The following is a 12,607-nucleotide window of genomic DNA, read 5'->3' as shown; positions in this document are numbered from 1 at the left end:
CCTAGATCGTGGTGGTTAATCATCCCTTAAACCAATTGTTTCGAAATGCCAGCTGCCGCCGGGTCGGTCGTTCACCCGTGGCCTCGATGCGCACGATCTCCAGCCGCGGATCGGCAACGGCACGGACGACGCGCTGCTGCTCCGTGCCGAAGCGCGACCAACGCAGCGTCACCGTGGCGCCCGGCGTCAGGCGGGCGAGCGCGCCGTCCCAATCGGCGGGGGCCGCGATCGGCATGCCGTCGACCGCGATGATCCGATCGCCCGCGTCCAGCCCGGCGGCATCGAGCGGCGATCCCGCCGTCGGCGCCGCGGCGAGCACGACGCCGCCTGAGGTCGTGCGCGCCTTGCCCGCACCGACCCAGCCATGCGTCGGCGCCGCGGGACGCAGCACGAACCCCGCCTGTGCCAGCAGCGGTGCGAAATCGGGCAAGCCGCTTCCCACCACCGAGGCCGTGAAAAAGGCATCCGTGAAGGCCGCGTCTCCGGTCGTCTCGGCGAGCGCGCGGCGCAAATCGTCGGGGGTGTAGGGACGTTCGGCGCGCCCGTGCGTCCGCCACAGATGCCGCATGTAATCGTCCAGCGAGCGCCCGGGAAAGCGCTGCCGGATCGAAAGGTCCAGCGCCAGGGCGACGATCTCGCCATAAGGGTAATAGGAAAGGTAGATATCGGGTCCGACGGGATCGACCGACGTCGCGGCGTCCGCGAACGGCGCGCGCAGGCTCATCTCCTGCGGTCCGCCAGAGCGGCGCGCGGGTGAGAGCAGCACCAGGTTCAGCGCACCCGCTACCGACTCCGCCCAGGTGTCGTCATCGGTCAGCCCGGCGCGGCGCAGCAGCAGCGGACCGTAATAGCTGGTGAAGCCCTCCGCGAACCACAGCGACGGCGTGGCATTGGCGCGCGTGAAGTCGAACGGTTCCAGCTCGCGCGGCCGCAGCCGCTCGACGTTCCAGGCATGGAAGAACTCGTGCGCGATCGTGTCGAGCGGCGCGGCGTTGGTGCCGTCGAGCGGCACCGGCATCGTCACGACCGTCGAATCGCGGTGCTCCATGCCGTCGCCGGAGATCTGCGGCATGTAGTCGGCGAGGAAGGTGTAGCTGCCATGGTCGAACCGCGGCCATTCGCCGAACACGCGGGCGTGCTGCGGAAGCAATTGCCGCACCTGCGCCGCCAGCCGATCAACCGTCGCCGCGGTGCCCGGATGATGCGCGGCGATCCGGATCGTCTGCCGGTCCTTGCCCTCGCCCACCGTCCATTCGCGCACGTCGAGACGCGCCGCCTCCAGCGGGCTGTCCATCAAATATTGCAGATCGGGTGCCGCAAAGGTGCCCGGCTGCCCCGCGATCGCGGGCAATTGCGTCGCGATCGTCCAGCTTGGGTCGGGCGCAACGATGCGCACGGTGGCGGGCGCGGCGTCGAAGCCGCTGGCCCACATCAGCGTCGCGGGCGGATTGAGATGCGCATGCGTCGCATCGACCTGCGCATAGGTGCCGTCGCCGCGATTGCCGAACAGCGTGTAGCGCAGCACCACCGTCCCGTCGTGTCCGGCGACGCTCCAGCCATAGGGATCGGTGCGCGTAAGCGGCAGCGGACGCCCGGCACCGTCGGTGGCGGTCACCGCATAGACGTTCTTGCCGAATTCGTGCAGCGCGTAGCGGCCGGGCGACGAGCGTGCCATCTGCACGCGCAGCGGGCCGGCCGGCACCCCGCGCCATGTCGCGACGACCCGCGCCTGATGGTGCGCTGCATCGGGAAACGACAGTTCGTAGCGGACCTGCCGCGGGGTTTGCGCCGCACCGGGAGCGACCGGCACCAGTCCGGCTGCCGCTCCCGCGATCGTCCGCGCAATAAGCCTCCACGTCCTTCGCATCATCGCCTCCATTCAGCCCCGGCATAACAGCCGGTCCGGCGCGGCGGCAATCGTGCGCCGCCGGCCATTTGTACATCGTTGCTGAACCGATCCGTGCATGACGTGTTCTAGGACAAATCACAAAATCATCGGACTAATCCATATGTTACGCCACCAACCTTCTGCCTGTGCGACGACGATCAAGAGCTGGTGCGCGCGATGACGCCCGTCCTGAAGCCGCTTGCCGAGCAGGCGATCCTCATCACCGGCGCCAGTTCCGGCATCGGGCTGGTGACCGCGCGCATGGCTGCGGCACGAGGCGCGAAGGTGATGCTGGTTTCGCGCGACGCCGACGCGCTGGTGCGGATCGTGCGCGAGATCACCGAAGGCGGCGGCGTGGCGGATTTCGCCACCGCCGATGTCGGCGACCTGCGCGACCTGCAGCGCGCCGCGACGAAAACGGTGGAGCGGTTCGGGCGTATCGACACGTGGGTCAACGCCGCGGGCGTCGCGATCTACGCCAAGCTGGTCGACACGCCGATGGACGAGCACGAACGGCTGCTGCGCACCAACTATCTGGGGGCGGTCCACGGTTGCCTGGTTGCGGTCGAGCATCTGCAGCGCAAGGGCGGCGCGCTGATCACCATCGGATCGATCGTCTCGGACATCCCCTCGCCCGGCATGGGCGCCTACGCCGCCACGAAGCATGCGGTGAAGGGCTATGTCGATTCGCTACGGATCGAGATCGTGGGCGATCGGCTGCCGATCTCGGTCACCCTTATCAAGCCCGCCGGGATCGACACCCCGATCGCCGAACATGCCGCGAATCATCTCGACGGCGCCGCGCTGCTGCCGCCGCCGGTCTATGCGCCCGAGCTGGTCGCCGAGGCGATCCTGGACGCCGCCCAACATCCGCGCCGCGATGTCACGGTCGGCGGCACCGGGCGCGCGCAGGTGCTCGCCGCGCAGCATTTCCCGACGCTCCTCGACCGGCTCGGCCCAGCGCTGCTGCCGTGGCTGCGTGATCCCAAAAAGCCTGCGACCCGGCAGAACAATCTTGAAGCCCCGTTCGACGGCGGGCGCGAGCGGTCGCACGACCAGCACGGCCGCGCCGTCAGCGTGTATGAAACCGCCGGCCGCCACCGGGTCGCGGCCGCCACCACCGTCGGCGCCGCGCTGGGGCTCGCCGCGCTGGCCTGGCTGCGGCCGCGTGGGGGCAAGAGATGAGGCGGCGCGAAGCTCGCCGCCGGGGAGGATCGCGGCCGTGAAGAGTGAGCCGGGCACCACGGTGCTGATCGTCGAGGACGAGCTTTTCGTGCGGATGATCGGCGCCGACGCGCTGGAGGAAGCCGGCTACCGCGTCATGGAGGCGGCCTCCGCCGATGAGGCGCTGGCGATATTGGAGCGCGCCGACAACGTCCAGGTGCTCTTCACCGATATCCGCATGCCGGGGTCGATGGACGGTCTGACGTTGGCCAAGGTGGTGCACGAACGCTGGCCCAACATCCGTATCCTGCTCACGTCCGGCGATACGCATCCCTCCACCGATGCGATCCCCGACGACGGGCGCTTCCTGCCCAAACCCTATCGCTTCGACAGCCTGTCACGCGAACTCACCACCCTGCTCGACCAGCAATAACCCTGATCGGCGGGAACGACACGTTTACGCTTGATCGCTATCAACGTCGGCGAAACGCGACTCTCTCCATGTCGCTTGGCGCGCGAACGCGGTAGGGAGAAACCCGCCGACTCGGAGCGCCATGTCGACATGGGAGCGTGAGAGCCGCGCCCCCCTGTCGGCGTGCCGAGACGCGCGGGTGGGGACCGAAGGGGACGATCGCGCGGGATGGATTGCCGGACGACACGCATGCCGCACCTCCCGATGCTCGACGGGCTGCGCGCGCTGGCGATCCTGATCGTCATGGCGTCACATACGCATGTGACGCACCTGATCCCGGGCGGGTTCGGCGTGACGATCTTCTTCTTCCTCAGCGGCTATCTCATCACGTCGTTGCTGCGGATCGAGGCAGCGGCGCACGGACGGATCGATCTGCGCGATTTCTACTGGCGCCGCGCGGTGCGCATCTTTCCACCGCTGTACATCACCATGGCGCTGCTGCTGCTCGCCATCGCCGCCGGATTGTTGCCGGTCGTGATTACTGCGCCTTCGTTGCTGCTCGATGGGCTGTTCCTCACCAATTACGCCTCGGCGCTCGGCGTCGAACACGGCCTGCCGATCCCTTTCTGGTCGCTGGACGTCGAGGAGCATTTCTACCTGCTGTTCTCGACCGTCTTCGCCGCCGTTTTCGTACGGATGCCCGCGCGGCGCGCCGCGTTGTGGTGCCTGTTGGGCTGCGGCGTCGTATTGGCGCTGCGGATCGTCAACGTTGCGGTGCTGAGCGACTTTTCGAACAACTATTATTGGTCGCACACCCGGCTTGATTCGATCCTGTTCGGCTGCTGCCTGGCCTTGTGGAACAACCCGGCGCTTGACCGTGCGCCGTGGCAGCCGCGGGCCGTGCACGTCGTCGCGGCACTCGGCGTGCTGCTCGCGTGCCTTCAGATCCGCGGCGACCTGTTCCGCGAGACGATCCGCTACTCGCTGCAGGGCGCGGCGCTGTTCGTCGTCTTCAGCGCGGCGTTGCAGGATCGCGGGCGGGCCGCGCGCGCGCTGTCGTGGCTGCCGCTACGCATCGTCGCGTTGCTGTCGTACACGCTGTACCTCATCCACATGCCGATGGCGCTGATCGTCGAACAGGGGTTGGGCGTCGAACATCCCCTCGCGCTTCACACGATCACGTTCGCGCTCAGCTTCTCCTATGCCGGCGCGATGTATCTGCTGGTCGAGCAGCCGCTGGCGCGTTGGCGGCGCGGCCGCGACAGCGAGCTCCGCGCGATCATTGCCCCGGCGCTGGCCGCCGCGCCGCGCTGAGCCTTGCGCGCCGCGCGTGCCGCGCCTATCTCCCGCACGACGCGGCGCCGCCATGGCGCCCGCTCCCGCGCGCCTTTCCTTTTTTCGTCTTCTCGGCTAAGGCCGCGCGCACGTAACGCGAAAGAGACACCGTTTGGCGAAAGAAGAACTCCTCGAGATGCGCGGGCAGGTGGTGGAACTGCTGCCCAATGCGATGTTCCGCGTCCGGCTCGAGAACGATCACGAAATCCTCGGCCATACCGCCGGCAAGATGCGCAAGAACCGTATTCGCGTGCTGGTCGGTGACGAGGTGTTGGTGGAGCTGACTCCGTACGACCTGACCAAGGGGCGGATCACCTACCGCTTCATGCCCGGTCGTGGCGGCCCCGGCCCGTCCTAGTCGCGTCGAGCGCCCCCTGCTTGGGGGCGTGCTGCATGACCCGCCTCGTCCTCGCTTCTTCCTCGCCGCGGCGCCGCGATCTGCTTGCGCGGATCGGCGTCGTGGCTGACCGCATCGCCGCGCCCGACATCGACGAAACGCCGCACCCGCGCGAAACGCCGCGCGCCTATGCGTTGCGGCTCGCCGAGGAGAAGGCGCGTGCCGTGCCGCGCGAGCCGGATGAGGCGGTGCTGGCCGGCGACACCACGATCGCACTTGGCCGCCGCATCCTGCCGCCGGCCGAGACGCCGGAGATCCAGCGCGAGTTGCTCGGGCTGCTATCGGGGCGTCGTCATCACGCGCTGTCGGCGGTTTGCACGATTGCGCCAGACGGAACGCTCCGCACCCGCCTTGCGGACACGATCGTCGCCTTCAAGCCGCTGACCCCGGCCGAGATCGACGCGTACGTCGCGTGCGGCGAGGGGCTGGGCAAGGCCGGCGGCTATGCGATCCAGGGCCGCGCCGAGTCGTTCGTCCGCTTCCTGCACGGCAGCCATTCCGGCGTCGTCGGTCTGCCGCTGTTCGAAACCCGTGCCTTGCTTGCCGCCAGCGGCATCGCGCTTGGCTGAATGGCTGTACGAGGACGGCATCGGCGAGGCGCGCGCCGCGCTGGTCGCCGATGACCGGATCCTCGCCGCCCGAATCGAGCTTCCGGACACGCTGCGCGTCGGCACCGTCGCGCGCGCGCGGCTGACCGAGCGACTGGTCGCGGCGTTAGACGTCGGTGGCGAGGTTCTGCTCGACCGCGCACCGTCCGGCGTCACGCTGGGCGCCGCGCTGACCGTCGAGATCACGCGCGAGGCGATCCCCGAGCCGGGGCGCGCCAAGCGCCCGCGCGCGCGCGTCACCACCGCGCCGCCCGCGCACGGCCCCGACCTTCTCGCGCGCATCACAGCCTCTCCCTTCCCCGTCCGCACGCTGCGCACGCACGAGCCGGACGCGCTGGAGGCCGCCGGCTGGTCCGAGGTGCTGGAGGAAGCGACGACCGGTGAGATCGCCTTCGCCGGCGGTGTGCTGCGGATGTCGCCGACCCCGGCCATGACGCTGTTCGACGTCGATGGCGAAGGCTCCACCGACCAACTGGCGCTGCGGGCGGCAACCGCGGTGGCGCAGGCGATCCGCCGCCACGCGATCGGCGGATCGATCGGCATCGATTTCCCGAGCGTCACCGGCAAGGCACTGCGCCAGGACGTGGCCGCCGCGCTCGACGCCGCGCTACCGGCACCGTTCGAGCGCACCGCGGTCAACGGCTTCGGCTTTCTTCAGATCGTCCGCCCGCGTCCGCGCGCTTCGCTGCCGGAACGATTGCGCGACGATCCGGTCGGCGCCGCGGCGCGCGCCGCGCTACGAATAATCGAACGCACTCCCCCGGGCGCGCTCAACCGCTTCCGACTGCCCGCGCCGGTTCGCGAGCGGATCGAGAGCCAGGCCGACTGGCGCGATGCACTGGTGCGGCGCACCGGCCGCACCCCTATATTCGATCGATGACGACCGCCGCCCATTGCCCGATCTGTGCCAAGCCATCGGTGCCCGACCACGCCCCTTTCTGCAGCCGCGGCTGCAAGGATCGCGACCTGCTGCAATGGCTGGGCGAGGGATATCGGCTGCCGGGTGAAACAATCGACACGGAATCGCTGGACACCCATCGCGACAGCGACTAGGGACGCGCCTCACCGCTGAAAAACGGTGTGCCCAAGTAGCTCAGTTGGTAGAGCATACGACTGAAAATCGTAGTGTCGGTGGTTCGATCCCGCCCTTGGGCACCATTTCCCTCCGCTAATCGCCGCCAATCGGAGCGGTCCTCGCCGACAGCGGGCGCTCACGCCTCGCGTGCCACCTGAAATCCCGCCAGCGATTGGCTCACCGGCATCAACTCGACACGGTTGATGTTCAGATGCGGCGGCTGCGTCGCGATCCACAACACCGTCGCCGCGATATCGTCCGCCGTCATGGGCGCGGCCCCGGCATAGAGCGTATCGGACGCGTTCGCGTCTCCGCCGGTGCGCACCAGCGTGAATTCGGTCTCGACCATTCCCGGATCGATCGCGCTTACCCGGACTCCGGTACCGTGCAGGTCCGATCGCAGATTCAGCGTGAACTGCTGCACGAACGCCTTGGTCCCGCCATAGACGTTTCCGCCCGAATAGGGGTAGGTCCCGGCGACCGACGCGATGTTCACGATCGCGCCCTTGCGCGCGATAAGCCCCGGCAGCAACCGGTGCGTGATCGAGACCAGAGCCGTGACGTTGGTGTCGATCATCGTGCGCCATTGCGCCAGATCCGCCTTCTGCGCCGGGGCGGTGCCGAGCGCGAGCCCGGCATTGTTCACCAGCAGGTCGATGTCGCGGAACGCCGCCGGCACGGCCTCGAGCGCGGCCTCCCGCGCCGCCTCGTCACGCACGTCGAACACCGCGGCATGCACGCGGTCGCCGAAGCGCTCGGTCAGCGCCGCGAGCCGATCCGCGCGGCGGCCGGTTGCAATGACCTGCCACCCCGCCCCGACCAGTGCCTCGGTGGTCGCAGCACCGATCCCCGCGGTGGCGCCGGTAACGATCGCGGTCTTCATGGCCGATGTCCTCTTATAGCCCGGTTGTAGGCGATTGCCTCAGCAAGCCGCCTAATCGTTCGCAAGCCGGCTGTCGCGAACCATGTCCTCGAACCAGCCGGCTGATCGTCGCGGCTCGCGGTGCGGAACGCATCGGGAGCATCGAGGGGTTGGCGCGGCCGAGATGCCGCATGAGCGGCTTGTTCGCACAAAGGCTGAAGCGGCACGCGGCCGAAGAAATCACCCGCCCGGCAATGAACACTTAAAGCATTGTTTCGTTGAGCGGCTTGTAAGAAGAATACCATTAAATACTAGATTAGTGATACAAATAAGGATTGCGACGATGAATTCAGCGCTGCAACCGCTTGATCCCCACGTCATCGTCATCGCAGCCGCCAGCACCGGCATAGGACTTGTCACCGCGAAGATGGCGGGCAAGGCTGGAACCACGATTATTGCAGCGGCCCGTAACGCAAGCGCCTTGCGCACGCTGGTCAGCGAGATCGAGGCCAATGGTGGCCGAGCGGCTTACGTCGTGTGCGACGTCGGCAACGAAGCCGAGGTGGCGCAGGAAGGCTGGCCGATCTCGCTATCGCTGATCCACCCCGGTCGGATCGACACGCCGTACAACCAACATGGCGGCAACCCTATGCCGATGCAGGGGTGCATCGCAGCATGATCTACGCGCCCGAAGCGGTCGTCCAGACGGCCCTGTGGTGCTGCGCGCACCGCGGGGCGAGTGGCGATCGCCAGCGCGCGTTGCTCGCGCCCGGTTATCGCGGGGAGGAGCGCGGCACGCATGAACCGCATCTGCTGCGGCATGGCAGCCTGTACGTGAAAGCGAGCGAACGCCCGACGCAAACCGCGGCGATGATGCTCGACACCGGCGTGGTGGCGACGATGCTGCTGCGCAGGCTAGCGGCGGCGGAGGAGTAAGCGAAGTGACGAACCGGACGACACAGACCGTGGAATTGGCGGAGAGCATTCCGGGTGTCAGCGCCTATGTTCTGGCGTTGCGCGGCGAGTTGCGAAACGGCGGCATGGAGCGGATCGAGCTTCTGCAGCTCGGCGATTTGACCGTCGAGGTCTGTCGCGGGCGAGACTCGATCTGGGCGCTGGTGCGACGCCCCGGCAAGGGCGGGCTCGCCATACGTGCGGCCTTCGTGCCGGACGGGGACATGACCGTCCGCAAGGTCGCGGCCGAGCCCGGCGAGGCGCTGCGGCTGGAAGCGGAGGGGACGATCGGCCGCCACGTAGTCGCGCTACGCACCAGCGAGGCGGACCTCCACCGGATGCAGCTTGCGGTGTGGCTGACGCCGCGGGCGCCGCTGCTGATCCCGTTTCATCCGCGCGACCTTTATGTACTCGACGCCGGCGACGATCCGACGGGTGCGACCGGAACGGTCGAGGCGGCACAGCGCGGGGTGAACGGCGGGCTAATCTATTTCCGCTGCGACGACCCGGGATTCGACAGCACGCTGTATCTCCAGAACCTGACGCGGCTGAACGACTATTATCTCGCCACGCATACAGTCCCGGACGGAGCGGTCGGAGGCGAGTGGCCGGAACTGGGCTATTCGCCCCCCACGCCGCCGCAAAGCGGCACGCCTCCCACCCATCCGTTGCCGCCCGGCCAGACGGTCATGCTTAGCAACCCGATCATCGTCTTTCGGGATGGTGCCGGAGACGACGAGCTGGAGATGGCCCGGCAGTTCCTCCAAATGCTCGGGCTTGCGTACAAGGCATTGCCGCTCCCCCATGTCGACTATCGCGACTGGATCGATCGCGCCGATCGGACGATCGCCGATCTCGAACACGCGCCGCAAGCCACCGTCCGCCATTACGGTCACACCTATGTGATGCCTTATCCCGACGGCGAATATCCAGACGTCATGGTGCAGATGTCGGTGCTTGCCGCACTCCATGATTACGGGCGCTGGCGTGGCGAGCCCTTCCCGCTCGAGGACGAATTACGCCGCGGATTGCCGCGGTTTTATGATGAAGAGTTGAAGGTGGTGCGGCGCTATCTGCCGAACGTCGGCGACGACAAGGACGCGGACGCGGTCGACAGCTGGTACCTTTACCATCCGATGCTCAACATGGCGCGGATGGCGCTGGACGGCGACGAGACCTGCCGCGACCTGCTGATGAAGTCGATCGACTATGGCATCCGGGCCGCGCGGCACTTCCGCTACGCGTGGCCGATCATGTACGACATCCGCGACTTCTCGGTGAAGACGCGTGCGCGTAACGACGATCGGTTCGGGCAGACCGATGTCGGCGGTATCTACGCGCAACTGATGCTGTTCTGCTATCAACTGACCAACGACCAGATGTACCTCGACGAGGCACGTGCCGCGATCGACGCTGCGGTCGGGATGCGCTTCAACCTGGAATATCAGGCCAATCTCACCGCATGGGGTGCGGCGGCGTGCCTGCGATTGTGGCGGATCACGAACGAGCAACGCTACCGCGCGCAAAGCTACGTCTATCTCGCCAGCTTCTTTCACAATTGCGAGTTGTGGGAGTCGGAGATCGGGCATGCGAAGCATTATCGCAACTTCCTCGGCGCGACCTGTCTGCATGACTCGCCGTACATGGCGATCTACGAATGTTTCGACAGCTTCACCGCGTTCGAAGCCTATCTGGCCGACAGCGGCCCCGACCTTGAACCCGCCGCGCGGATGCTGATCGGTGAATATTGCAAATATGCGCTCGATCGCGCGTGGTTCTACTACCCCGACGCCTTGCCCCCCGAGGCGATCGCAGGACCACCGCACCAAAGCGGCGTCATCAACCCCAAGCTCTCCTTCCCGTTGGAGGATCTGTACGGGGACGGGCAGCAGGCCGGCCAGGTCGGGCAGGAAATCTACGGCTGCGGTGCCGCGATGATCTTCGCCTCGCGCGCCTTCCACCATATCGAGGACGCGCCGTTCCGACTGTTCTGCAACCTGTTCGTCCGCACGATCGAGCGCACCGGCGACCGCGCGCTGACGCTGGTGCTCGATGGCGGCGAAACGTGCCACGCGGATCTTTCCCTGGTGCGGCTCAAGCGCAAGCGACTGCCGGAGGCGACGCTGACCAGCGCGCACGGCGACCGGCTCCGCCCGCATCATGCCGACAACGACCGCATCGACTTTCGCGTGCCCGCCAGCGGCCGCCTGATCCTGCAATGGAGCGAATAGAATGAAGGGCAAAAGGATCATCGTCACGGGCGGTACCACCGGCATCGGACGAGCAACCATCGCTCTGCTCGCCGGCCGGGGCGCGCGGATCGTCACCGTCGGGCGCGACCCGGACGCGCTCAAGGAAGCGCTCGACGGCTTCGCCGACCTCCCCGGCGAGGTGCACGGCGTCAGCGCCGATCTCGGCACGCCCGAGGGCATCGAGACGCTGTTCGCGACGGCCGACGCGCAGCTCGGCGGCCTCGATGCTTTGGTGTCGAACGCCGCGCTCGGTGCGGAGCCGATCGACGAGATGGCCGACGCCGACTGGCGCTACGTCGTTTCCGTCAACCTCATGGGCGCGATGGCGGCGGCGCGCGGCGCCCTGGCGCGGCTGCGGGATGGCGGGCAGATCGTGATGGTTGGCTCGATCAGCGCGTCGATTCACGCGCCGGGCGAGAGCGTCTACTCCGCCACGAAAGCCGGCATCCGCGCGTTCGTGGAGACGCTGCGCAAGGAGGTCGCATCGCGCGGCATCCGCGTCGGGGTGGTCGAGCCGGGCACGACCGGCAGCGACATGCAGGCCGCGGACCCGACGGAACAGGAAGAGCAAATCGCGCGCGATCAGATGCTGCGGGCGGAGGACGTCGCCGAAGCGATCGCGTTCCTCCTGGACCGCCCGGCGCGCGTCGACATCGTCTCGTTGCGGATCGAGCCTCGGCTTCAGGAGCTGCCATGACGCGGGTGCTGGTCGGCACCTATGCGGCGAGCGGCGGACCCGGACTGCTGCCGATCGAGCGCGCTGCGGACGGGCGCTGGACACCGCGTCCGCCACTGCCGCACGTCCGTAACGCATCGTGGATCGTGGCATCGGACCGCCACGGGCTGCGCTATGCCGTCGACGAAATCGCCAACGAAATGGTAGTCTACCACGGCGAGGAATGGACGAGGGTCGCGGCGGTCCCGTCCGGCGGCAGCGCTCCCTGTCACCTCGCGCTCGCGCCTGACCACCGCCGCCTGGCGGTCGCGAATTACGGCAGCGGCAGCGTGACGCTGCTTTCGCTGGGTGAGGATGGTCTGCCACAGGGCGCGGAGACGTGGACCGGGGCAGGACGCGGCCCCGATGCGGACCGGCAGGAAGGGCCGCACGCGCATTGGGTCGGCTTCGCGCCCGGCGGTAGCGTAATCCACATCGATCTCGGCGCCGACCGGATCATGGCCGACGACCGCGCGCTCTATGCCGCCCCGCCGGGATCGGGGCCGCGCCATCTCGTGCGCCATCCCTCCGCGCCACTCGCCTATCTCGTCAGCGAACTCGCCTCGACGCTGACGGTGCTCGACACCCGCGACCGGCCGTGGCGCGCGACGACGATCGTCTCGACGCTGCCGGAGGGTGTACGCGTCGAAAGCCTCGGCGGCGAGATCGTGCTTGATGCCGCGACCGGGCTGCACGTCAGCAACCGCGGGCACGACAGCATCGCGACCTTCGCGCTCGACGATGCCGGGCAGCCGCGCCTGGTGCGCCACGTCGCCAGCGACGGTCGATCGCCGCGCTTCCTGCTGCCGGTCGGCGACGAACTGCTCGTCGCGCACGAGGAAGGTGGCGGCGTGACGGTGCTCGCCGCAGCGGACGGCTACGTGCGTCAACAGCTCGACGTGCCAGGCGCGGCCTTCCTGATGATCGATCACTACGGAGCGTGAC

14 protein-coding genes and 1 tRNA gene are annotated in these 12,607 nt (G+C 67.9%); 13 read left to right on the top strand and 2 right to left on the bottom strand.

Annotation, left to right across the window (positions count from 1 at the left end; translation table 11 throughout):
- Positions 1 to 19: 19 nt before the first annotated feature.
- Positions 20 to 1,867: a PDZ domain-containing protein gene (locus tag J2Y58_RS13305; protein WP_310103848.1), complete on the bottom strand. Its 1,848-nt coding sequence runs from the start codon at positions 1,865 to 1,867 to the stop codon at positions 20 to 22.
- Between the two features lie 198 nt (positions 1,868 to 2,065).
- On the opposite strand from J2Y58_RS13305, the gene J2Y58_RS13300 reads away from it, so the two are divergent.
- The 8 genes from J2Y58_RS13300 to J2Y58_RS13265 all read left to right on the top strand — a co-directional run bounded on the left by J2Y58_RS13300 (position 2,066) and on the right by J2Y58_RS13265 (position 6,962).
- Entirely contained in the window at positions 2,066 to 3,073 is a 1,008-nt protein-coding gene (locus J2Y58_RS13300; protein WP_310103845.1) for an SDR family oxidoreductase, read from the top strand.
- A gap of 37 nt (positions 3,074 to 3,110) precedes the next feature.
- Complete coding sequence (locus J2Y58_RS13295; protein ID WP_310103843.1) at positions 3,111 to 3,485, top strand: response regulator; 375 nt, start codon at positions 3,111 to 3,113, stop codon at positions 3,483 to 3,485.
- 228 nt (positions 3,486 to 3,713) lie between these two features.
- A complete protein-coding gene (locus tag J2Y58_RS13290; RefSeq protein WP_310103842.1) occupies positions 3,714 to 4,778 on the top strand; it encodes an acyltransferase in 1,065 nt (354 codons plus the stop codon).
- Between the two features lie 133 nt (positions 4,779 to 4,911).
- Positions 4,912 to 5,157: a translation initiation factor IF-1 gene (gene infA / locus J2Y58_RS13285; protein ID WP_022685627.1), complete on the top strand. Its 246-nt coding sequence runs from the start codon at positions 4,912 to 4,914 to the stop codon at positions 5,155 to 5,157.
- A 35-nt stretch (positions 5,158 to 5,192) separates the two neighbouring features.
- A complete protein-coding gene (locus J2Y58_RS13280; protein ID WP_310103836.1) occupies positions 5,193 to 5,765 on the top strand; it encodes a nucleoside triphosphate pyrophosphatase in 573 nt (190 codons plus the stop codon).
- Positions 5,758 to 6,684 carry a ribonuclease E/G gene (locus tag J2Y58_RS13275; protein ID WP_310103834.1) on the top strand — a complete coding sequence of 309 codons (927 nt, stop codon included), beginning with the start codon at positions 5,758 to 5,760 and terminating at the stop codon, positions 6,682 to 6,684. Before J2Y58_RS13280 ends, J2Y58_RS13275 begins: the two co-directional genes overlap by 8 nt.
- Positions 6,681 to 6,857, top strand: coding sequence for a DNA gyrase inhibitor YacG (locus tag J2Y58_RS13270; RefSeq protein ID WP_310103832.1), 177 nt, complete (start codon positions 6,681 to 6,683; stop codon positions 6,855 to 6,857). Before J2Y58_RS13275 ends, J2Y58_RS13270 begins: the two co-directional genes overlap by 4 nt.
- A gap of 29 nt (positions 6,858 to 6,886) precedes the next feature.
- Positions 6,887 to 6,962 (top strand) — tRNA-Phe (locus J2Y58_RS13265).
- A 53-nt stretch (positions 6,963 to 7,015) separates the two neighbouring features.
- Here the strand turns inward: J2Y58_RS13265 and J2Y58_RS13260 are convergent.
- Positions 7,016 to 7,762: an SDR family NAD(P)-dependent oxidoreductase gene (locus J2Y58_RS13260; protein ID WP_310103830.1), complete on the bottom strand. Its 747-nt coding sequence runs from the start codon at positions 7,760 to 7,762 to the stop codon at positions 7,016 to 7,018.
- 322 nt (positions 7,763 to 8,084) lie between these two features.
- Between J2Y58_RS13260 and J2Y58_RS13255 the strand changes: the two genes are divergently transcribed.
- The 5 genes from J2Y58_RS13255 to J2Y58_RS13235 are packed head-to-tail and all read left to right on the top strand — an operon-like array spanning position 8,085 to position 12,606.
- A complete protein-coding gene (locus J2Y58_RS13255; RefSeq protein ID WP_310103826.1) occupies positions 8,085 to 8,420 on the top strand; it encodes an SDR family NAD(P)-dependent oxidoreductase in 336 nt (111 codons plus the stop codon).
- Complete coding sequence (locus J2Y58_RS13250; RefSeq protein ID WP_310103823.1) at positions 8,417 to 8,677, top strand: hypothetical protein; 261 nt, start codon at positions 8,417 to 8,419, stop codon at positions 8,675 to 8,677. Before J2Y58_RS13255 ends, J2Y58_RS13250 begins: the two co-directional genes overlap by 4 nt.
- Before the next feature lie 5 nt (positions 8,678 to 8,682).
- Positions 8,683 to 10,926 (top strand): hypothetical protein, encoded by a 2,244-nt coding sequence (locus J2Y58_RS13245; protein WP_310103821.1) that lies wholly within the window; start codon positions 8,683 to 8,685, stop codon positions 10,924 to 10,926.
- A gap of 1 nt (position 10,927) precedes the next feature.
- Positions 10,928 to 11,644 (top strand): SDR family oxidoreductase, encoded by a 717-nt coding sequence (locus tag J2Y58_RS13240; RefSeq protein WP_310103819.1) that lies wholly within the window; start codon positions 10,928 to 10,930, stop codon positions 11,642 to 11,644.
- Positions 11,641 to 12,606, top strand: a complete 966-nt coding sequence (locus J2Y58_RS13235; RefSeq protein WP_310103817.1) for a beta-propeller fold lactonase family protein — start codon at positions 11,641 to 11,643, stop codon at positions 12,604 to 12,606. The genes J2Y58_RS13240 and J2Y58_RS13235 overlap by 4 nt, the downstream gene beginning before the upstream one ends.
- Position 12,607 lies beyond the last annotated feature (1 nt).

This window comes from Sphingomonas sp. BE138, assembly GCF_031456125.1.
Classification (GTDB): domain Bacteria; phylum Pseudomonadota; class Alphaproteobacteria; order Sphingomonadales; family Sphingomonadaceae; genus Sphingomonas.
Note: the sequence above shows the minus strand (reverse complement) of the source record. Positions and strands in the feature narration are given on the sequence as shown.

Bases quoted from the DNA above. Each gene is read 5' to 3' on its own strand.
- J2Y58_RS13300 (WP_310103845.1), top strand. From the start codon at position 2,066: ATGACGCCCGTCCTGAAGCCGCTTGCCGAGCAGGCGATCCTCATCACC.
- J2Y58_RS13290 (WP_310103842.1), top strand. From the start codon at position 3,714: ATGCCGCACCTCCCGATGCTCGACGGGCTGCGCGCGCTGGCGATCCTG.
- J2Y58_RS13305 (WP_310103848.1), bottom strand. From the start codon at position 1,867: ATGCGAAGGACGTGGAGGCTTATTGCGCGGACGATCGCGGGAGCGGCA.
- J2Y58_RS13260 (WP_310103830.1), bottom strand. From the start codon at position 7,762: ATGAAGACCGCGATCGTTACCGGCGCCACCGCGGGGATCGGTGCTGCG.
- J2Y58_RS13235 (WP_310103817.1), top strand. From the start codon at position 11,641: ATGACGCGGGTGCTGGTCGGCACCTATGCGGCGAGCGGCGGACCCGGA.
- J2Y58_RS13280 (WP_310103836.1), top strand. From the start codon at position 5,193: ATGACCCGCCTCGTCCTCGCTTCTTCCTCGCCGCGGCGCCGCGATCTG.
- J2Y58_RS13250 (WP_310103823.1), top strand. From the start codon at position 8,417: ATGATCTACGCGCCCGAAGCGGTCGTCCAGACGGCCCTGTGGTGCTGC.
- J2Y58_RS13255 (WP_310103826.1), top strand. From the start codon at position 8,085: ATGAATTCAGCGCTGCAACCGCTTGATCCCCACGTCATCGTCATCGCA.
- J2Y58_RS13270 (WP_310103832.1), top strand. From the start codon at position 6,681: ATGACGACCGCCGCCCATTGCCCGATCTGTGCCAAGCCATCGGTGCCC.
- J2Y58_RS13240 (WP_310103819.1), top strand. From the start codon at position 10,928: ATGAAGGGCAAAAGGATCATCGTCACGGGCGGTACCACCGGCATCGGA.